Source organism: Streptomyces sp. NPDC031670, assembly GCF_055580545.1.
Window position 1 is genome coordinate 136,506 of sequence record NZ_JBVILC010000013.1, and the last position, 18,845, is coordinate 155,350.

Genomic DNA, 18,845 nt, shown 5'->3' on the forward strand with positions numbered 1-18,845 from the left:
AACTCGGCGCCGAAGCGGCGGGAACGCGGCCATCACGCATCGGCGAGACGGTCTTCCCTGGTTTGAGTCGTATCCAGCCGCAGGAGGACCCTCAGGGTTTCGCGGCCCGGTGAAACGCGTCCGAAAAACCCCGGAGCGCGAGGGGCGTCGGACTACTTCATTGTGTGTCCGCTACCTGCGAGAAACGATACTGCCGCCGAACGCGCCCCTTCCCACGATAAGTCGTGCCCCGCCGCACCAGCTGCGCCGGCGATTCCGGGGCCTGGTTTCCTGGCGGTTTTGCTGTCGGTGAAATACCTGCTCACGCGCACGTCCGGTGGCGTCATTCCGGGAGTCGACCCGCACCTCGACCTTTCGAGAGCACCCGAAACCACGGCAGCTCGACGCTCGGCAAATGCTGTCCACGTCGGCAAGATCACCACCCACACAGCTCCCAAGAGCGTATCCGCGCATCCGCGTGAACACACCAGATAATCGGAAATATGGATTCCTCAATAATTATCCCGCATTCGAGGGATAAACACCCTCAAACCAAAAATTCCCTACGTTTTCCGTGAACTTGCGCATATTCCTCCGTAATATGCCTAAGCAGATCAAGGCTCTCCGGGCTTTCGGTTACAGCCCGGCACGCCACGGCCCCCACAGGAAATGGCCTCTTGATGAAGCTGAAAATCCCTGAGATGGCTCGCCGGCGCACCCTACCGGGCTTGCTGGCTTCGACCCTCGCCGCCGCGGTCGCCACCGCGATGGTCGTCCTGTCGCCCGTCCAGGCAGTCGCCATCGCCACGCCGGTACCGCTGGCCACGGCGACGAGTTTCTCCGTTCTGGCGGGCGCGGGAGTCACCAACACCGGCCCCACGGTAATCAGTCACGACCTCGGGACGCACCCGAACCCCGCCATCACCGGTTTCCCGCCCGGTGAGGTGCTCGGCGCAGTGCACGCCGCCGACGCCGTGGCGCTTCAGGCCAAGTCCGACCTGGTCACGGCATACAACAATGCCGCGGGCCAGGCCACGGACTTCGCACTCGCCGCGGGCATCGGCAACGCCACCACGCTGCTTCCGGGCGTCTACACCGCATCCTCGGGTGTCGGTCTCACCGGCGATCTGATCCTGGACGCCGGAGGAAACCCGAACTCCGTCTGGGTGTTCCAGATTCCAGAGGCCCTGACGACGGCATCCTCCAGCCGCGTGCTCCTGACGAACGGCGCCTCGCCGTGCAACGTGTACTGGCAGGTCGGGAGTTCGGCCACCCTCGGGACGAACTCCACCTTCGTGGGCACCATCATGGCTCTGACGGACATCCATGTGACCACGGGGACCAACATCGAGGGCCGGGCGCTGGCTCGCAATGGCGCCGTGACGCTCGACACCAACCGGATCTTCCTCAACCCCTGCTCGACCGGAACGACCGGTGGCACGACGACTGGTACCACCAGCGGAACAACGTCCGGTACCACGACAGGTACCACCACGACAGGCACCACCACGACCGGTACCACGACCGGTACCACCACGACCGGAACGACGGCCGGCACCCCGAACGGACCGACGCCCGGTACCACGACCGGTACCAGCGTCGGGCTGGTCGGCGGAGGCTTGGTCAGCGGTGGCTTGGTCAACGGCGGTCTCCTGGGTGGGCCGATCATCAACGTGACGGGCGGTGCGACCGCCGGGAACACCTCGGGCAACACCGCGGGCAACAACGCCACCACAGGAATCACATCAGGCAACACATCGGGCAACACGGCCGGAAACACCGCTGGTCAGCACGGCGGTGACCAACCCGGTGAACACCATCACAAGCCGGGGGATCACGGCCGACCGGACCACAGTGGCGGGTATGACCACCACGGCAAGCCGGGCGAGGATCATCAGGGCGCGCCGGACAAGCCGGACCACGGTCATGGTGATCGGCCCGACCACAACCACGGTTATGGCTATGGCTACGGCAACTACGGCTACGGCAACGCGCCGAAGTCCGAGGGTCAGGAAGACCACGAAGGCTAGTCGGCAGACTGCGAGTCCGTACAGCGGATGACTGCGTGCGGCGGAATCCCTCGATTCCGCCGCACGCCGCCGATGCCGGTCCACGGAAATCCACGGAAAGCCTTTGAGGCCGGGCAGCGAACATGAGAAAGCAAGGTGGGCGGTGTCGAGCGGAAGTGATTCAGCACTCGTCAGGGAGCACCGACGGACCGACGGCGGCTCGCTGCCGGGGGAACGGCGAAAGGACGCCGACCCGCCCCCCAAGCGGTTCCGGGGTGCCAGCGCTCTGAGAGCAGGGCTGCGCACTGCGGTCCTCATGTGCGTGGTGACAACCGTGGTTCATCTCGGTGCCGTCTTTCTCCACGTGGCGCCTGCCAACCCCGTCTCACAGCGGTACAGCCGGCAGGTCGATGCGTGGGTGTACCCCCTTTTCGAACAGAACTGGCGACTTTTCGCCCCCAATCCCGACTCCGCCAACCGCAGGGTGTGGGCGAGGACCGCACACAGCGCGCCGGACGGATCGACGCGGGTCAGCCCCTGGATCGACCTGACCGCCCTGGACCGTGCCGCCGTCGAACACGACCCGTTTCCCAGCCACACCGCTCAGAACCTCCTGCGCCGTGCCTGGACCTCCTACGTCGACACACACGGGGCCGACGACACGGCACGCTCTCCGCGAGCCGTGATGATGCAGAAGTACCTGAGCAACATCGCCGCGGACCGCGTCGCCGGCCACCGCGGAGGCACATTCGAGTTCATCCAGCTCCGGGTCGTCACTGTGCCCGTCGCCGCGCCCGGCACGACGGCCGGGCGGCGGCCCCCCACGCCGGTGGAGAACCGGCTCCTGCCGTGGTGGAAGGTGACCTCTGATGGGAAGTGAGAAGGTCCGCGAACTCCCGGCCACAACGGCCGTACCGGGCGGGTCCGTGGGCGGGGCATGGGCCCCCGCCACAGTCCACCGTCTGCTCCTCGCACGGACCGAAGGCGTCTGGGACCTTCTCACCGGCCGACCGGTGTCCCTGTACGCCACGTCGGTTCTGCGGATCGGCTACGGGCTGCTCTACCTGGTCTTCCTCCTGCGGGAGTTCCCCCACCGGTACGAAATCTGGGGTCCCGGCTCCCCGTGGACACCCTCACTGGCGGCCCAGCTCTTCGACCAGACAGGCTGGTGGAGCTTCCTGCTCCTGTCGGACCGCCGCGCCTACTTCGAGCTCTGCTATGTGCTGGCCCTCTTGACCTCCGCGCTCTTCATGCTGGGCTGGCGGACCCGGGCCACGTCCATGCTGTTCGCCGCCGTGGTGGTCTCCTTCCATGCAAGGGCGATCTTCATGACGGACGGGGGCGACAATCTCCTGCTCCTGATGGCCCTCTACCTCACGCTCACCGCGTGCGGCCGGCGCTGGTCGCTGGACGCACGCCGAGAGCGGATCAAGGCGGCGCGTACGGTCGTTGCGCGGACGCGGAGCCCTGTGGCGGAGGATCTGTGTGCGGCACGCCGGACGTTGGTCACCGTGGTGCACAACTGCGGCGTCCTCGTGATCGCGGTGCAGGTCTGCTTCCTGTACGGATCGGCCGGTCTGTACAAGGTCCAGGGCTCACTCTGGGGCGACGGCACCGCCCTGCACTCTGTGCTGAACCTGGAGCTCTTCCAGCCGTGGCCCGCCCTCTCCCACGCCATGGACCAGTATCCACTTGCGATGGCGGTCGTCGGTTACCTGACCGTTCTCACCCAGGTCGCCTTTCCGTTCGTGCTCTTCGGCCGGCTCAAGTACCCGGTCCTGGCCGTGCTGCTGGGCATGCACGTCGCCATCGCCGTGGTTCTCGGACTGCCGCTCTTCTCGGGCACGATGATCGTTGCGGACGCAGTGTTCCTCCCCGATCGCTTCTACACGTTCCTGCCTCATCTCCTCCGGCGCAGTACGGGTCGACGCAACATGGCACCCGGGCAGGGAACAGGGCGTGGATCCGTCCCCCAGCAGGGCGGCCATCCGGACGGCCGGGAGGAGCACAGGCCGGTGTCCCGCCCTGCGAGCGGTCACGCCGGTCCGCCACCGTCCGGCCCGACGGTGGCGCAGTAGAAGCCGCGCGAACTCGTGGATGTCCGAACGGACAGCCGTAACCTGCGCCGAAGTCTGCGGTGGTTCCGCTGCCAGAAACAAAGACGACCAAGCCGACCGACAAAGTACCGTGCGGACCTCAGTAGAGCCCGGGCACGAGAGGGGGCGGGGTGCGAGCGCCCCCGCCCCCGCTCGTGTCCCAGAAGTGGCGAACGGGACGACTCCGTTCGCGTTTTCACCGATCAACAAACTGACAAGACGCTCCAGTTCTTCACCAAGCGCGGCTGCTCGGGCGACAAGTTCATCTTGGCGGCCGACGCGGAGGGCCCCGCCGACCCTGAAGTTCGCCTCCTACTATTTCAACAGCAGCGGCTGACGCTGGTACCGTGCTGCAAAGTGCTCCGGCGCGCCGGGACCCTCGTAGTCGCTCTCCAGCAGTTCCTCGGGGACGCTCACGTACCCGAGGTCGGCCAACGCCCGCTCCACGGTAGCGAGGTCTGCGGGGCCCAGCGCCCCCTCTTCGCGGGCCTCGCCTGTGCCGAGGAAGGCCCCGGGATTCTCGGCACAGACCTCGGCGAGGGAGCTGGCGGCGGCGGAGTCATCGCCCGGCTTTGTCTCCCGGACCGGAGTCAACCTGGAGAACACCGGCGCCCGCACAGATGACGGTGAATCCCGTCAGGTGGTCAGTGGGTGCGGTGGGCACAGGTACCGTCCCCTCCACCTGGGCCCGGATGACGGCCTCGTCCAGCGGCCACTGACACCCCCGGGCGAGCCCTGGGTGCTGGAGTGCCAAGTGCTCGCCCGGCCCGGCGACCGCCTGCCCTGCCTCGAGAACTGCAACGACGCCGTGACGATCGCCTCCGTCACGGTGTCGTCGGCGTCCGTGAGGACCTCGATGACCGACTCCAACATGCTCCTCCTCGACCGCACCGGACCCCTGACGGATTCAAACCGTGCTGGATCACCAAGTGAACGCGTGTCTGGGAGGCTTGAGACCATGGTGAAGCGTGTAGCAGTCCTGTCCGACATCCACGGTGTGCTGCCAGCGGTGGAGGCGGTCCTTGCGGAACCCGATGTCGCCGACGCGGACCTGATCGTCCTCACGGGTGACATCGCCTGCGGACCCCAACCCAGCGCGGTCCTGGACGCGCTGGCGGCCCTCGGTGACCGGGCGGTGTGGGTCCGGGGTAACGCCGACCGCGAACTGGTCGAGTACCGGCGCGGGCTACGGGACTCCATTCCCGATCCCATCGGCCCCTCGGCCGCCGACGGCCTGCGCGAGGACCAGGTCGACTTCCTCGAAGCGCTGCCGACCTCACTCACCCTCACGGTCGAGGGGCTCGGTGCGGTGCTGTTCTGCCATGCCAGCCCCAGCGACGACGAGGAGGTGCTCCTGGTCGACACTCCCGTCGAGCAGTGGGCGCAGGTGTTCGCCGATGTCGATCCGGAGATCACCACTGTCGTCTGTGGCCACACCCACATGCCCTTCACTCGCCTGGCGGCCGGCCGTCTCGTCGTGAACCCCGGCAGCATCGGTATGCCGTTCGGCAGGCCCGGCGCCCACTGGGCCCTGCTCGGTCCAGGCGTCCAGCTGCGCCGCACCCTTCTCGACATTCCCTCCGCCATGGCACGCATCACCGCGAACTCGTCGTTCGAGCAAGCGGCGGAATGGGCCGACGAATGTCTCAACGCGCGGTGTACGGAGGAGCAGGCGTTCGAGGTCTTCGGTCGGCCAACGAGGCCTGCCGGGGCGTGATCGCGCGCAGGTCGAGGCCGTCCCGTCAACGGACCCCTGCTCCCCGCGAAGGTCCGGTGACGAGCGGCGGCAACCTGCTGCGGCGAGGTCGTCGAGGATGAGCGCGTCGGGCCGTACCAGTTCCCAGATGTTTCTCCCTGGTGCGATCCGGGTGGCCGCCGGCCAGTTCCGCGCGAATGCGGCTGGTCCTGGCGACGCGGACTTGGCCCGCCCTGGCAGACGACGAGGTGAGCGAGGGCGTGGACGATGTACATCGTGCCGCGGCCGACCGGGCCGAAGAGCATGACCGACGCGGCGGCATGAAGCCATCGCACGGCTCCCCCGTCACGGATGTGCGCCGCGGCAGTTTCACGACAACTCGACCGGTCGGGCTCCGCACGAACGTCCCGTTCCCGGACGGTAACGTCCAAGCTTCGCGGCTGCCCCGGCGGAGGCACGTCGGACGCCGTAGACGGATGGTCAGCAGCGCCCTACCACAAGTGGGCGGGCAACGCTTCGGGGCCGCGCCCCATTCAGACACCGGAACGTAAGCCACCGCCCACCCGGCCGACGGCGGATCCCACAAGACCGGTGGCCGTGCAGGAAGCGATTCGCTGCCCGACGGGCATACACTCCCACCTTGGCTGGTCTACAAATCAGTTGAGTCGTTCCTGAGCGCAGCCCAATAACCGCCTCCGGTCCCACACCGGGAGCTTCTGTAACGCGAAGCCCCGCTGGCAAGGGCGGATTCCAGGGTCGTTGCGACACAAGTGATGAGTTGGCTGTTGCCAGGAGCTTAGCGAGCCGCTCGGCTGGGGTTTCCCAGCCGAGCGTTTTGCGTGGGCGGCTGTTCCGCGCCCCGGTCGTACTGGCGGACTGCCGGGCACCTCGCCCCCCCCCCCCCCCCCCCCCGCTAGGGCGGCGTGCGGGGTGAAGGCAGGCGTTGGTGCCGGCCGGACAGGCCGGCCCGTTTGCCGACAGTGTCCTGTCGGCCCGGCCCTCGACCGGAGGGGGGAATTACCTCCGTTACTTGACGGTGGCCTTGCTCTGCGCGATGAACGCCGGGCCCGAGGCCGGCTTGACCATGGTGGAGGCCTTGGTCACCGTCGCGTTGCGCACCGTCAGCCCGGTCTTCGAGCTGATCGACACCGAGGACAGCGTCAGGCCGGTGATCGGCTGTTCCGGCACGCCAATGATCTGGCCGGCCGTCTCGGCGCCGGTCGCGGTGACGTTGGCGATGATGATGCCGTGGTAGTGCGGCGTGGTGCTGGTGATCGCCTGAGTGACGTCACCGTCCGCGGGAACCTGCGGGTAGTACCCCGTGATCATGATCGGGGTCCGTACGCCGGTCATCGTGAGGTTCTTGTACGTGATGTCGTGGACGTCGCCTCCACGGCCCCGCGCGGTCTTGAGCCGGACCCCGGCGGTGGTGCCGGTCAGGGTGTTGTCGTGGATGTTGATGTCGTAGACGCCGCCGCCCGTGTAGCTGCCGATGGACAGTCCATGGCCGTGCAGGATCACGCAGTTGCTCAGCGAGATGTCGTGGGACGGGCCCTGCGACGAGGAGGCGATGGCGATGTTGTCGTCCCCGGTGTCGATCGTGCTGTTGGTCACCGCGACGGCTGACGACGACCACACATCGATTCCGTCGGTGTTCGGCGCGTCCGACGGCGCCGAGATCGTGATCCGGTCGACGTCGGCCTTCGTCACCTTCGTGAGTGAGATATTCACGTTCGGGGCGTTCTTCAGCGTGATCCCAATGATCTTCACGTTCGAGGTGTCGGTCGCGAGAATCAGGCTGGGCCGCGACGGCTGGGTCTGGCCCGCCTTGATCGCCGCCCAGGTCTTGGCCCACCACGGGGCGCCCTGACCCTCGATCGTGCCCGCACCGCTGATGGTGAGGTTCCTTACGCCAGACGCTCCCAGCAGCGGAGACCTCCTGGTTCCTGCCAGGGGGTAGTCCTGCGGGTCCTGGGAGGCGAGCAGGGTCGCTCCGGAATCGATGGTGAAGGTGAGATCGCCCGGCAGGGTCAGTGCGCCCGAGAGGTATGTGCCACGGGCCAGTTCGACCGTGCCCCTGCCCGCGCAGGCGTTGATCGCCTTCTGCAGGGCCGCGGTGTCCTTCGTCCTGCCGTCACCCTTCGCCCCGTAGCCGGTGGGCTTGCAGACCGTGCCGGTTGCGGGGCTCGTCGCCGTGGTGGTCGCCGGGTTCCAGCCGTCCGAGCCGGCCAGGTACTTCGCCGGGGTGTAGGCCGCTGCCTGGGCGTCGCTCAGCTGCGGCCGACGGGAGTTGACCGTCGCTCCGGGCCCGGTGTTCTTGTATTCGCTGAACCGGGCTTTGGTCCACAGGGAGGCGGACATGTCGGTCCAGGGCTGGGCGGTGTCGACCGATGACCCGAGGGTGGACTCGCGGTAGAGCACCTGCGCGTCCTGCCGCCACGGACGACCGAGACTGCCCTTCCTCCCGGTCGCCTCTCCGGTGATGTTCGACTTGTAGAAGAGGAACCCGTAGGTGCGTGCGGGCGGGGTGCTGGCCGCGGTGATGACACCGCCGTTGCCCAACTGGTGGATCTCGGAATGGTCGAAGACCGCGATACCGCCGCCGTAGATGAAGTCGACGGTGCCTTCCACATAGGACTTACGGACGTAGGCGCGCGCCGATTCGTTGACCAGGAGGGTGTCCTGGTGGCCGAGGAGCCGCACGTTGGTGAGGACGGCGCGGTCCGCGGACAGGCTCAGCGCCAGCGCCTGGCTCGTGGTGACGGTGTTGTCGTAGTCGTTGGACAGGGTCAGATTCGAGGCCGAGAAGTCGTGGCCGTCGACGCGTACGGTCGCGCTCCCGAAGGTCCCGTAGGTCGTCCCGTCCGGCTTCCTGACGCTCGCCCCGTGGTTCTCGACGATCACGACGTCGGAGGCGGCGGACCCCAGGCCCTTCAGTGTCACGTAGGGCTTGGTGCCCGGGATGGTGACGACGCCCCGGTAGGTGCCCTTCTTGATGGCGACGGTCACCGGCCTGGTGTTGTTCGCCGGAACCTTGTCGATCGCCTCCTGCACCGTTTTCACGTCACCGGAACCGTCGGCGGCCACCGTGATCGTCGTGCCGGAGGGCGTGGCCGGGGCGGATGTGGTGGCCGACGGCGTCGCGGCCGGACCGCCGGCGACCGGGGTCAGTTTCCAGCGCTTGTTGCTGTTGGCGGTGCAGGTCTCCTGGGTGACGGCCGCGCCGGGCGCGGTGCTCGCCTTCGCGTCGCTGACGCACAGACCGCTGTTGACATTGACGATCTGGAAGGTGCCCTCCCGCGCCGTCTTCAGCGTCCACAACTGGTTGGCCTGATCGGTCCCGCAGCCCCACTGCTGCAACCGGGTCCCACTGGCGGTGGAGGCGCCCGGGACGTCGAGGCACATCTTGCTGACGGCCGACGTGATGGTGAACCTGCCCGATCCCCGATCGACCAGGGTCCACCGCTGGTTGCTCTGCCCCTGGCCGCAACCCCACTGCTGGACGAGCCCGCCGCTGGAGGCACTGCCGCCGACGAGATCCATGCACAGCCCGCTCTTGGCGACCGTGAGGGTGTAGGTGCCGGCCTTCACACCGCTCGCCGAGTCACCTGATCCCGCGCCGACGGTGGTCGCCGCGGCGAAACCCACTCCCGCGAGGACGAGAGCGGCGACTCCACCCACCGCCGCGATGGGCCACCGGGTTCGTCTGCCCCGCTTGTGCCGACTGTGGTTCATGCCAGTCCTTTCTCCGTTTACTACTACGGAGACGGACCACTTCAGCAACCCATAACGCGTTCAGGCCACGAATTTCGCGTGACCTGCCCGCCCCGACCCGACATGGTCCCTCTGGTCGGTCTCTCTGCCAGGCCGTGCCATCATGAGCGCCTCCGCTGAGGGATCACATTCTGTGAGGGTGCATTGCGTAACGCTTCGGTAGGGCCCACGGCTGGTACGGCGACCGATACCGCGACTGAGCCGGCGACCGGTCTGTCCGGGACCGCCCTGGTCAACGCTGCCCGGTCCGGAGACGCGCGGGCGCGGGCTGCCCTGTTCAGCGAGTATCTGCCCCTGGTCCACAACATCGTCGGGCGGGCTCTCCACGGGCACGCGGACGTCGACGATGTCGTCCAGGAGACCATGCTGTCCGCGATGCGGGCACTGCCTCAACTCCGGGAACCCGAGCGGTTCCGGTCGTGGATCGTGGCCATAACGATCCGGCAGATACGTGATCACGGACGGCGCAGCAAGGCCACGGTGGCGCGTCAGCAGCCTCTGGTCGAGGAGGCCCACGTCCTCGATCCCGCCCGCGACCTGGCCGAACTCATCGTCGACCGGCAGGCGTTGTCCCAGGCTGGCAGTGATCTGCTCGAAGCCAGCCGGTGGCTCAGCGATGACCAGCGCCGGACGCTGGCCCTGTGGTGGCAGGAGACCGCCGGGCAACTGACCCGCAGCGAGGTCGCCGACGCACTGCACCTGAGCGTCCCGCACACCGCGGTGCGGATTCAGCGGATGAAGGCCAAGCTCAGAGTCGCCATCTGCGTGCTTGCCGCCTGGCGGGCCCGGCCGCGGTGCTCCGAACTCGAATCTCTCGCAGCTGGCCCGGCGGCGGCCGGACAACGGCAGCTCACCAAGCTCAGCCGGCACATGGCCGCATGTCCGCGATGCGAGGCAGCGGCCGGGGCCCGGCGTTCGATCGACGACCTGCCGATCCGGATCGGCGCCTTGGCGGTTCCGGCCGTGCTGGCGGCGCGGATCCCGAACCTCGTCGCTCAGCAGGGGGTGGCCACCGGGCCGGTGGCCTCGCTGCTGAGCATCCCCCGACATGGTCTGGGACGGGTCACGGCGAAGTCCGCCGTGATCGTCGGCGGCACCGCGACCCTCGCTGCTGTTCTCGGCGTCGCGATCCATCTGGCGCCCCTGCCACACCCGCAGGCCAATCCGGCGACGCGGAGCCCGGCCCCGATCGTGAGCGTCCCGCAGCCACCCGGCCAGACCTCAGCGGTCTCGGACACGGCCACACGGACGCCGTCTCCCACCCCGTCGACCGCGCCCCGCTCCTACGCCGGCGTCGCGACCGCTGACTACTTCGTCGCCCCGGGCGGGGACGACGCGAATCCGGGCACCCTGGCCCGGCCCTTCGCGACCGTGACCCGGGCCGCCGCGAAGGCCAAGCCGGGCCAGGCAGTCGCCGTCCGGGGAGGCACGTATCACCCCGAGGCCACGATCGCGCTCAAGGCCTCCGGTACCGCCAACCGCCGGATCACGGTGAGCAATTACCGGGATGAGCATCCCGTGCTCGACGGGTCCCGGCTCCCGGCCAGTGCCTGGTTCATCGTCCAGAGCGGTGGGTACGTCACCGTGCAGGGGCTTGAGATCGTCAACGCCCCCAACGCCCCGTACGTCTGCGCCTCCTGCCACAACGACGTCTTCGCACGGCTCAGCGTTCACGGCAACGGCCAGACAGGACTTCTGTTGCGCGGCGCGGGCACACGCGACAACCTGGTGCTCAACAGCGACTTCTTCGACAATCACGAATCCGGTCCCACCGGCGGGTACGTCGATGGCCTGGTGTTCAGGGACGGCCCCGGAGAGGGCAACCGTATCCAGGGATGCCGGATGTACGACAACTCGGGCGACGGAGTGGACCTCAGCGGATTCAGCGGCGCTGTGACCGTCGAGCACACCTGGTCGTTCGGCAACGGCGTCAATCGCTGGGGCACCGCCACCTTCTCCAGCGGAGGCAGCGGCTTCAAGCTCGGCGGCGATTCGGGTCTCACGGCCTCCGACACTGCCTCGGACAGCGCCGCCTGGGACAACGCCGGCTTCGGGTTCACCGAGGTGGGCAACGCGGGAGCCCCCCGGCTGACCAACGATACGGCCTTCCACAATGGGCAGGCGGGCTTCGCGTTCCTGTCGTCCGCCGCAACCCTTCAGCGCAATCTCGCCCTGGCGAACCACTCCGACTCCTGGCTGGGCGACCAGGCGCAGCACACGGGTAACTCCTGGGACCAGTTGGGCTGGACGACGCGGGTACTGCGCCTCACCGACCCCACCTCGACAACCGCCCACCGCGGCCCCGACGGAAAACTGCCTTCCACACCCTTCCTCAGCAACACCAAGAACCCTGCGATCGGCGCCACGTTGACGCCCTGACCACCATGGTTCGACGACCGCGGGCCACGTTGGCCGAGGATGCCGGGCCCACGTAGCGGGCGGCTTGATCAACACCCTGATCGCCATCGGACTCCAGCCCGACTGTCGGCAGGCGCAACCCTGATGCCGGGCCTGCCGCGACCACTTCGGCCGGCCTCCGCCGTCCCCACAGCTCGTCCTTGCTCTCGAAAAACTGGTGCATGGAGCGCCTGGACACGCCCGCCGCCTTGCACAGCGTGTCGATGCCGATGCAGATGCCGTCTCGGTAGGTGAGCGTGGCCGCCGACGCCTCCTCGGCCGAGCGTGCGTGAAGGAGTCCACGACATGCCCAGCCAGGAGGCACGCCCCACGATCCGCATCCCGGGGGCCACCAGTCACACCCTCGCGCCCCGCTCAGGACGCCACAGCGATCAGGGGACACTGCGCTGTCTCAGAGCCGGTAGTGGTGCCCCCTTGGTCCTCCTGCACACCGTGCGCACGCGAGCCGAGCACTTCCGCTCCGTTGTGCCGTTGATCGCGGATCACCGCGGCGGCATCGCCCCGTCCGGCCTCCTCGCCCGAATGGTCGTCAGTGCGGTGCTCGCCCCAGGCGTGGGCCCGGTGGTCGCCGCTGTAGAGCCCAAGGCCGCCCTGCGCAGGATCCTGCGGGGCGGGCTGGGCGACAAGAAGGCGCTCCGGGAGGACTACGTGGACGAGCTCCTCCAGGTCGGCGGCCGTCCCGGCTACCCGGTCGTCGCTCGGGCCGTATATCAGAACCTCCCCGGCCTCATCGCCGCACGCGCGCGCTACCGGGACGTCAGGGCCTCCGTCCACCTCGTCTACGGGGAGAAGGACTGGTCCCGGCCGTCGGACCGGGAAGCCGACAAGAAACCCCTGCCCGCCGCCGACTACACGCAGGTACCCGGGGCGGGTCACTTCATCGCGCTGGAGCGGCCGGAGTGGGTGGCCGATCTGTTGAACGCGGTCGCGTAACGATCAGGACCGGTTGGGGGCGGGTGGGGTCACGGGCTCCTTCGGGGGGTGGTGGGTGAGCGCAGCACAGTGGTCAGCACGCGGGGGGTGAGCAGGATGGCGGGGCCCTTGAGCATGTGCTGGACGAGGACGAAGCGCCGGTAGAGGTCGGGGTTTCGGGGAATGTGCGCCAGCACTCGGGCGAGGTACCAGCGCACGGCCCGGGTGAAGGGGCCGGGGGTGGTGTTCTGCCAGCCCAGGTCGCTGCTGGTGGCGATCAGCCAGGGCAGTCGGACGATGCGGGCGGCACGCCGTTGGAAGTCGCGTGCGACGCCGTCCAGGCATCCGTTGGCGCGCCGGGTGCGCAGCAGGTCCCTGAGGACGGTGGCCTGGATGGCTGCGACGGTCATGCCCTGTCCGTAGACGGGGTTGAACGTGCACAGTGCGTCCCCGAGGACGATCAGGCGTTCGGCGTGACGGGTTCTCCGTTGGTCGTAGCGGTGCCAGCGGTTCGCCAGGTTGGTGAACCGCCGTACGGGCGCGAGAGGTTCACCCAGGCGTATCGCGTCGGCGATATGGGGGTTGTCCAGTTCGGCCGCGAACGTTTCGAACTCATGCGGCGCGCTGGGCGGGAGAGCACCAGCGGCGCCCATGAGGGAGACGATCCAGCGTCGGCCGTCGACTGCTGCGACCGCGCCCCCGTGCGGCGCGTCGGGTGCGTAGGTCATCTGCAGGGTGCACACCCACTGCGGCGGAGGTGAGGCCGGCTGGGCGTAGAGACGCGAGGCGTAGGCGTAGCGGGCGTCGACAACGGAGGTCGCGGGTTTCGTCCATCCCGTTTCAGCGAGCCAGCGGGGCAGCTGGGACGAGCGGCCCTGCGCGTCGATCACCAGGTCTGCCAGGATCGTTGTCGGCTCGTTTGTTGCGGCGGGCGAGGGCGCAGCGGGACGCACCAGGACGCCGTTCACCGCGGCGCGCGCGGGTGTGGCGGACAGACCGCATACGACATGGCCGTCGAGGAGGGTGATGTGCGGATGGGCCAGGACCCGTGCTCGGATCCGGTCTTCCAGCGTGGTGCGGCTGAAGGACTGTGCCTGGACGCCGGTGTTGTTCCGTGGGGTCCATCCGGCGGGTGTCAGCACGGGGAAGGCCGCACCGAGGTCGAAGACGGGGGCTCCAGCCTGCTGCAATTCGTCCCGCAACCCCGGAAAGAGTTCCTCAAGGATCTGGGCGCCGCGCGCCATCATGCCGTGCACGTGATGGGCCTGCGGGATCCCAGGGCGTACGACGTGGCCGTCGGCGAGACGGTCGCGTTCGATGATGGTGACGCGGTCGAAGAAGTCGGCGAGTACGTGTGCCGTGACCAGTCCGGCAAATCCGCCGCCGCAGATCACGGCGTGACCCAGCCCTGCGGCCGGTTTGCCGGTCACCAGTCCGCTCCTTCCGCCGACGGCGTGCAGGGCAGCCGGCCCGGCGCGGGGCAGGCGGCGCTCGAGAGGTGGCTGGGCCGGTCCTGGTCCACGGGATCACCGTGCAGGGAAATCGTGTTGAAGAGCAGGGCGTAGGCCAGGAACAGGAAGTTCAGCACACCCGCCACCGCCAGAAGCCGCAGGCTGTCGGCCGCCCGTGGCGGCAGGCCCGTCGCGTCACGCTCGATCACGGACCGGCCCTCGGTGTCGCGGAAGAACCGAAGTGAGCCCGCCACACCCCACACCGAGCCCAGCAGTACGGCTTCGTACAGCGGGAACTGGTACGGCCGGCCGGGCCACAGGGTGAGGGCGCCCACCGTGCCTGGGTAGGAGATCAGTCCGGTCAGGAGCAACGCCGACTCGCACGCGAGGTCCAGGACCATGCCCGTCACGAGGGCCACCGCGATCAGTGCGGGGGGCGAGCTCAGGCCCGGCAGACGCCCGCACCGGTGCAGGACCGCGCAGATCACCCCGGCGGTGCACAGGCCCAGGAGCGGGAAGAGTGTGGAGGTCAACAGCAGCGGTGCGGGTGTGCGGTCCTCGCCCCGGCTCACCCAGCCCGGTACCTGCGGTGCCCAGGAGCTCAGGTTGACGAGATAGGAGCTGTAGAAGAAGTCCGCCCGCCACAGCACCGGCATGTGGTCCTGCCAGTAGACCAGGAACCATCCGCCCAGCAGCAGTGCGTCGAACGACAGCCGCCGCCGGGCGCGGCAGTCACGTGCCACCTGCACCAGGCACAGGGCGAACGCGCAGGGCACCAGGACCTGGAACAGCCACGCCCACACCCGCACCCCACCAGGTACCGGGTCGGCCCCGGTGCCCACGGGCGCGGGGTCCCCCCGCAGCAGCCAGGCCGCGTATACGTACAACTGCAGGATCACGAAGGCCACGCCGAGCAGAGCCCACCGCACGACGGCCCGCGACAGCAGGGAGCGCGGCCCGAGGGGCGCAGTGGGAGGGGAGGTGGCGCCGGGGGTCGTCACGGAAGACTCCATTCGGTAAGTCCGACGGTCGCCCCGCGGCATCCCGTGTCCTCATGCCGAGAACGCCGGTCCGCACAGCAGCCAGCACCACGCACAGCAGTACAGCTGATACGTCACCGCGTCCTGGCGCGGGCTGCGCAGCACCCACAGGCGAGCCGCAACCAGCAGGCACCCGAGGGCCAGTGAGGCGAGCCAGACGATCACGGGGACGGTCAACCCTGGTGCCAGAACCCACAGCGCCGCGCATGGCACGAGGACGAGCACCAAACTCACAACCGTCCGCACCACGGGCGCGCCTACGACCATCGGCAGCGTCCGGCGGCCCACTGTCATGTCGCCGGGGACGTCCCGCAGATCCTCCACGAACCCGACCAGCCAGTACGCGGAGCCGGCGACCACCCAGTACCAAGCCGTGGCCGTGAGCGGGCCGACGAGTTGCCAGGCCGCTCCCAGCAGTGCGAAGGCACCCCCGACGATCGCGGGGTTCTTCACGAACCACCAGCGCATCAAGTTCTCGTACGTACGCACCCCCACCAGCAACACCCACAAGACCGTCCAGGGCAGCACCCCCCACAACTGCCCAGCCAACAGGAACAACACGACCATCACCACGAGGCGGTGCGCCGTCCCCCGCACCGTGACCAGCCCGCGGGGAAGAGGACGATACGGCTTGTTCGCGCGGTCCTCCTCCACTCCGATCAGCTGGTTCGACAGGGTGTGCACGGACAGGAACAGCCAGAAATAGACCAGGCTCTTGACCAGCAGCCACGCCAGATCCGATGCCGGCAGACGCAGACTCCGCCACGCCGCGACCGTGAAAAGCACCCCCGGCACCACCGCGGCCGGCAAGTCCACCACGTTGAACCGCCAGCTCAGCACCGCCTCGGTCCTGATGACGTACCACCAGCGCCGGCACATCAGCCAAGCGGTGCGGTGGCGCCGTGGTCCGACTCCGGTCAACCCGTCCTTGATCACGAACCCCTCCCGAAGCGCGCTCTCCTTCACTGGCCGGGCGGCCGACGCCGACGGCCCAGGACAGAAACGGGCACAGGATCCATCCCCAGCGTCAGAGCGCTTCATGTACCGGGACCCGGTCCGAGTCGGCGCACCGCCGGTACCGGAAGGTCGCTAATGGGCGGTGCTTGATCCGTTGTCAGGTACTGGAGTCGTCTGCACGAATGCCCGGAGTCGCCTGCACACGTCGGCAGTGGATCTCTGAGCCGGTGCCAATGCCCGCTCGCGCTACGTCCGTTGCCGGGGCTCGAGGTGAGGGAGGTGCGTTGAGAGTCTCGGCGGTAGTGATGGTCTGCTGCAGGACATCCCTGGCCGCGTCGATCTCGGCCGACCGCTGATCAAGGGCACGCAGCTGGGCGCGGAGTGCGTCCAGGACGCCGGGACATGGCAGTACGGCGGCCTCGGCGTTGGTGCAGGGAAGGACCTGCCGGATGACTCGGGTCGGCAGTCCCGCCGCGAGCAGGGCCCGGATCCGCAGGACCACCTCGTGGGCCGTCTCGTCATAGGTCCGGTACCCGTTGGGCCGGCGTTCGGGCCGGAGCAGCCCCACCCGCTCGTAGTAGCGCAGAAGGCGTTCGCTGGTCCCGGTCCGCTTGGCCAGTTCTCCGATGAGCACTGTTCGTCTTCCCCCCTCAGCTTGACCTTCCAACCGTGTCAAGGAGCAACAGTGGGTCCCCCCGCCACATTCCGGCGGTCCGCTCTCCCCCGGAGGAACCGTGATCATCGATGCCCACAGCCATGTCCACGACCCGGTCGAACGCCACCTCTCCGCCCTGGACGATGCGGGAGTGGACCGCACGGTGCTCTTCGGAACCCGACCGCATCCGGAACGGGCCACTGATGTTGCGTCCCTGCGTCGTGAGATGAGCGTCCTCGACAATGCCCTGGCCGGCCGTGAGAACAGCGTCGACGGCTACCGCACCGCCTGGGCTGAGCTGCACGACACCTTGGCCACGCACCCGGACCGGTTCATCGGGTTCGGCTCCGTGCCGCTCGACCTGCCCGAGGAGGACATCGCGGCCCTGATCGACCGCGAGGTGGTCGGGCGCGGACTGCACGGTATCGGGGAACTGACGCCCCCCGCGGGGGAGGCCGCCCGGATCGAGCCCGTGCTCGCCGCGGCGCATGACCATGGCGGGCTGCCTGTCGTCGTCCATGGTTTCGCCCCCACCACTGCGCAGGACCTGCGCACCCTGTCTCGCCTCGCCGCGCGCTACCCGGCGGTTCCCCTGGTGGTCAGCCAACTCGGTGGCATGAATTGGATGGAGGCCATCGAACTGGTACGGGACACACCGAGCATGTACCTGGAGCTGTCCACAGCCAACATCATCTTCGCGGTTCAGCTGGCGATCCGTGAGATCCCCGAACGCACACTGTTCGGCTCGGACGCCCCCTATGGCGATCCCGTGCTCGCCCGCACCGCCGTCGAACGGGTCACCCCTCCTGGTGAAGTACGTGACCGGGTACTCGGGGGAACCCTGGGAGAGCTTCTGGGCATCCTCTGAACCGCCACCCTCCAAGGTTTCAGGCCCCCGGTTTTCAGCACCGTTCCTGTGCCTGGAGGTAGTAGCGGTGCAGGGAGGTCTTGGGGGTGCCGGTCTTCGAGCGAACTGACCGTGGGAACGGCCAACCGGCGGCGAGTGTGAAAATCGCTGTTCGAGCACCGAGGCACGATGATAGACATCCAGCGTGGAAAAGAATCTTGAGTTCCCTGACCTGCTGCGACTGATCGATGAACGGTCGACCGCCTTCCGCGCCGCGGTCGCCGCCGCGCCCAGTCTCGACGCACCGGTGCCGACCTGCCCCGAGTGGACGCTGTTCGATCTGGTGAAGCACCTGGGTGGGGGAGACCGTTTCTGGGCCGCCATCGTCGGCGCGGGGCCTGCCGACGCTCCCCCGGCCGAGGCCGCCGCCGCGCGCGCCGCTCTGGAGGTACCGCGGGAGCGTGAGGCCCTGCTCGCCTGGCTGGCCGCGTCGACACAGCTTCTGCTGAGCGCCCTGCGCGAGGCAGGGCCGGAGGGCGGTTGCTGGACATGGTGGCCTGCGTCGCAGTCACCGCAGACCTCCGGCGGTGTCGCCCGGCACCGGGCCCAGGAGACCGCGGTGCACACGTACGACACCCAGCTCACCGGTGGCGCCCCGCAGCCGCTGCCGGTCGAGTTGGCGCTCGACGGTGTCGAGGAGTTCCTGTTCACCGTCTGCGCAACGCCGAGTGCCTGGCCGCACAAGCCCACAGCCTTCGACTTCCACACCGCCGAGGGCCCCTCCTGGCGCCTCACGGTCGACGGCGACGGCGCACGCACCACCCGCCTCCCCGCGCCCGGCGCCCGGACCGGCGGAGCCTCGGACGCAGCCGGCGCCGCCATCCACGGCACGGCCAGTGAGCTGGTCCTCTACCTGTACGACCGTATCCAGGCCGAGTCCCTGCGTGTTGACGGAGACGCAGGGCTGCTCGACCTGCTCCGCGCCTGGGAGCCGGAGGAGAAGTAGGACGT

At 68.5% G+C, this 18,845-nt stretch carries 14 protein-coding genes; 8 read left to right on the forward strand and 6 right to left on the reverse strand.

From position 1 onward, the window contains the following. The first annotated feature begins 659 nt into the window (after positions 1 to 659). The 3 genes from ACZ5ID_RS23980 to ACZ5ID_RS23990 all read left to right on the forward strand — a co-directional run bounded on the left by ACZ5ID_RS23980 (position 660) and on the right by ACZ5ID_RS23990 (position 4,066). Positions 660 to 2,009 (forward strand): ice-binding family protein, encoded by a 1,350-nt coding sequence (locus tag ACZ5ID_RS23980; protein WP_468901446.1) that lies wholly within the window; start codon positions 660 to 662, stop codon positions 2,007 to 2,009. Between the two features lie 142 nt (positions 2,010 to 2,151). After that, positions 2,152 to 2,868 (forward strand): DUF5819 family protein, encoded by a 717-nt coding sequence (locus ACZ5ID_RS23985; protein ID WP_468901449.1) that lies wholly within the window; start codon positions 2,152 to 2,154, stop codon positions 2,866 to 2,868. After that, entirely contained in the window at positions 2,858 to 4,066 is a 1,209-nt protein-coding gene (locus tag ACZ5ID_RS23990; protein ID WP_468901452.1) for an HTTM domain-containing protein, read from the forward strand. Before ACZ5ID_RS23985 ends, ACZ5ID_RS23990 begins: the two co-directional genes overlap by 11 nt. A gap of 333 nt (positions 4,067 to 4,399) precedes the next feature. Here the strand turns inward: ACZ5ID_RS23990 and ACZ5ID_RS23995 are convergent, their stop codons facing one another. Then, positions 4,400 to 4,690, reverse strand: coding sequence for a hypothetical protein (locus ACZ5ID_RS23995; protein WP_468901455.1), 291 nt, complete (start codon positions 4,688 to 4,690; stop codon positions 4,400 to 4,402). A gap of 352 nt (positions 4,691 to 5,042) precedes the next feature. On the opposite strand from ACZ5ID_RS23995, the gene ACZ5ID_RS24000 reads away from it, so the two are divergent. Beyond that, positions 5,043 to 5,801 (forward strand): metallophosphoesterase family protein, encoded by a 759-nt coding sequence (locus tag ACZ5ID_RS24000; protein WP_468901458.1) that lies wholly within the window; start codon positions 5,043 to 5,045, stop codon positions 5,799 to 5,801. Positions 5,802 to 6,806: 1,005 nt separating this feature from the next. Here ACZ5ID_RS24000 and ACZ5ID_RS24005 read toward each other — a convergent pair. Beyond that, positions 6,807 to 9,515 (reverse strand): pectinesterase family protein, encoded by a 2,709-nt coding sequence (locus tag ACZ5ID_RS24005; protein WP_468901460.1) that lies wholly within the window; start codon positions 9,513 to 9,515, stop codon positions 6,807 to 6,809. Between the two features lie 183 nt (positions 9,516 to 9,698). Here ACZ5ID_RS24005 and ACZ5ID_RS24010 point away from each other — a divergent pair, with 183 nt between their 5' ends. Then, positions 9,699 to 11,933 (forward strand): sigma-70 family RNA polymerase sigma factor, encoded by a 2,235-nt coding sequence (locus tag ACZ5ID_RS24010; protein WP_468901463.1) that lies wholly within the window; start codon positions 9,699 to 9,701, stop codon positions 11,931 to 11,933. 324 nt (positions 11,934 to 12,257) lie between these two features. Then, a complete protein-coding gene (locus ACZ5ID_RS24015) occupies positions 12,258 to 12,905 on the forward strand; it encodes an alpha/beta fold hydrolase (RefSeq protein ID WP_468901466.1) in 648 nt (215 codons plus the stop codon). A gap of 29 nt (positions 12,906 to 12,934) precedes the next feature. On the opposite strand, the gene ACZ5ID_RS24020 is transcribed toward ACZ5ID_RS24015, so the two are convergent. From ACZ5ID_RS24020 to ACZ5ID_RS24035, 4 genes are all read right to left on the reverse strand, one after another. Beyond that, positions 12,935 to 14,314 carry an FAD-dependent oxidoreductase gene (locus ACZ5ID_RS24020; RefSeq protein WP_468901468.1) on the reverse strand — a complete coding sequence of 460 codons (1,380 nt, stop codon included), beginning with the start codon at positions 14,312 to 14,314 and terminating at the stop codon, positions 12,935 to 12,937. Then, positions 14,311 to 15,336, reverse strand: a complete 1,026-nt coding sequence (locus ACZ5ID_RS24025) for a spirocyclase AveC family protein (RefSeq protein ID WP_468901471.1) — start codon at positions 15,334 to 15,336, stop codon at positions 14,311 to 14,313. Before ACZ5ID_RS24025 ends, ACZ5ID_RS24020 begins: the two co-directional genes overlap by 4 nt. 51 nt (positions 15,337 to 15,387) lie before the next feature. Further along, on the reverse strand, positions 15,388 to 16,311 hold the full coding sequence (locus ACZ5ID_RS24030; protein WP_468901474.1) for a UbiA family prenyltransferase: 924 nt from the start codon (positions 16,309 to 16,311) through the stop codon (positions 15,388 to 15,390). Between the two features lie 178 nt (positions 16,312 to 16,489). Continuing rightward, positions 16,490 to 16,966: a MerR family transcriptional regulator gene (locus ACZ5ID_RS24035; protein WP_468901476.1), complete on the reverse strand. Its 477-nt coding sequence runs from the start codon at positions 16,964 to 16,966 to the stop codon at positions 16,490 to 16,492. Positions 16,967 to 17,066: 100 nt separating this feature from the next. Here ACZ5ID_RS24035 and ACZ5ID_RS24040 point away from each other — a divergent pair, with 100 nt between their 5' ends. Both ACZ5ID_RS24040 and ACZ5ID_RS24045 read left to right on the forward strand, forming a co-directional pair. Continuing rightward, a complete protein-coding gene (locus ACZ5ID_RS24040) occupies positions 17,067 to 17,855 on the forward strand; it encodes an amidohydrolase family protein (RefSeq protein ID WP_468901479.1) in 789 nt (262 codons plus the stop codon). 184 nt (positions 17,856 to 18,039) lie between these two features. Further along, positions 18,040 to 18,840, forward strand: a complete 801-nt coding sequence (locus ACZ5ID_RS24045) for a maleylpyruvate isomerase family mycothiol-dependent enzyme (protein WP_468901482.1) — start codon at positions 18,040 to 18,042, stop codon at positions 18,838 to 18,840. Positions 18,841 to 18,845 lie beyond the last annotated feature (5 nt).

Excerpts from the sequence above, each read along its gene's own strand:
- ACZ5ID_RS23990 (WP_468901452.1), top strand. The coding sequence starts at position 2,858 with ATGGGAAGTGAGAAGGTCCGCGAACTCCCGGCCACAACGGCCGTACCG.
- ACZ5ID_RS24005 (WP_468901460.1), bottom strand. The coding sequence starts at position 9,515 with ATGAACCACAGTCGGCACAAGCGGGGCAGACGAACCCGGTGGCCCATC.
- ACZ5ID_RS23980 (WP_468901446.1), top strand. The coding sequence starts at position 660 with ATGAAGCTGAAAATCCCTGAGATGGCTCGCCGGCGCACCCTACCGGGC.
- ACZ5ID_RS24000 (WP_468901458.1), top strand. The coding sequence starts at position 5,043 with ATGGTGAAGCGTGTAGCAGTCCTGTCCGACATCCACGGTGTGCTGCCA.
- ACZ5ID_RS24015 (WP_468901466.1), top strand. The coding sequence starts at position 12,258 with ATGCCCAGCCAGGAGGCACGCCCCACGATCCGCATCCCGGGGGCCACC.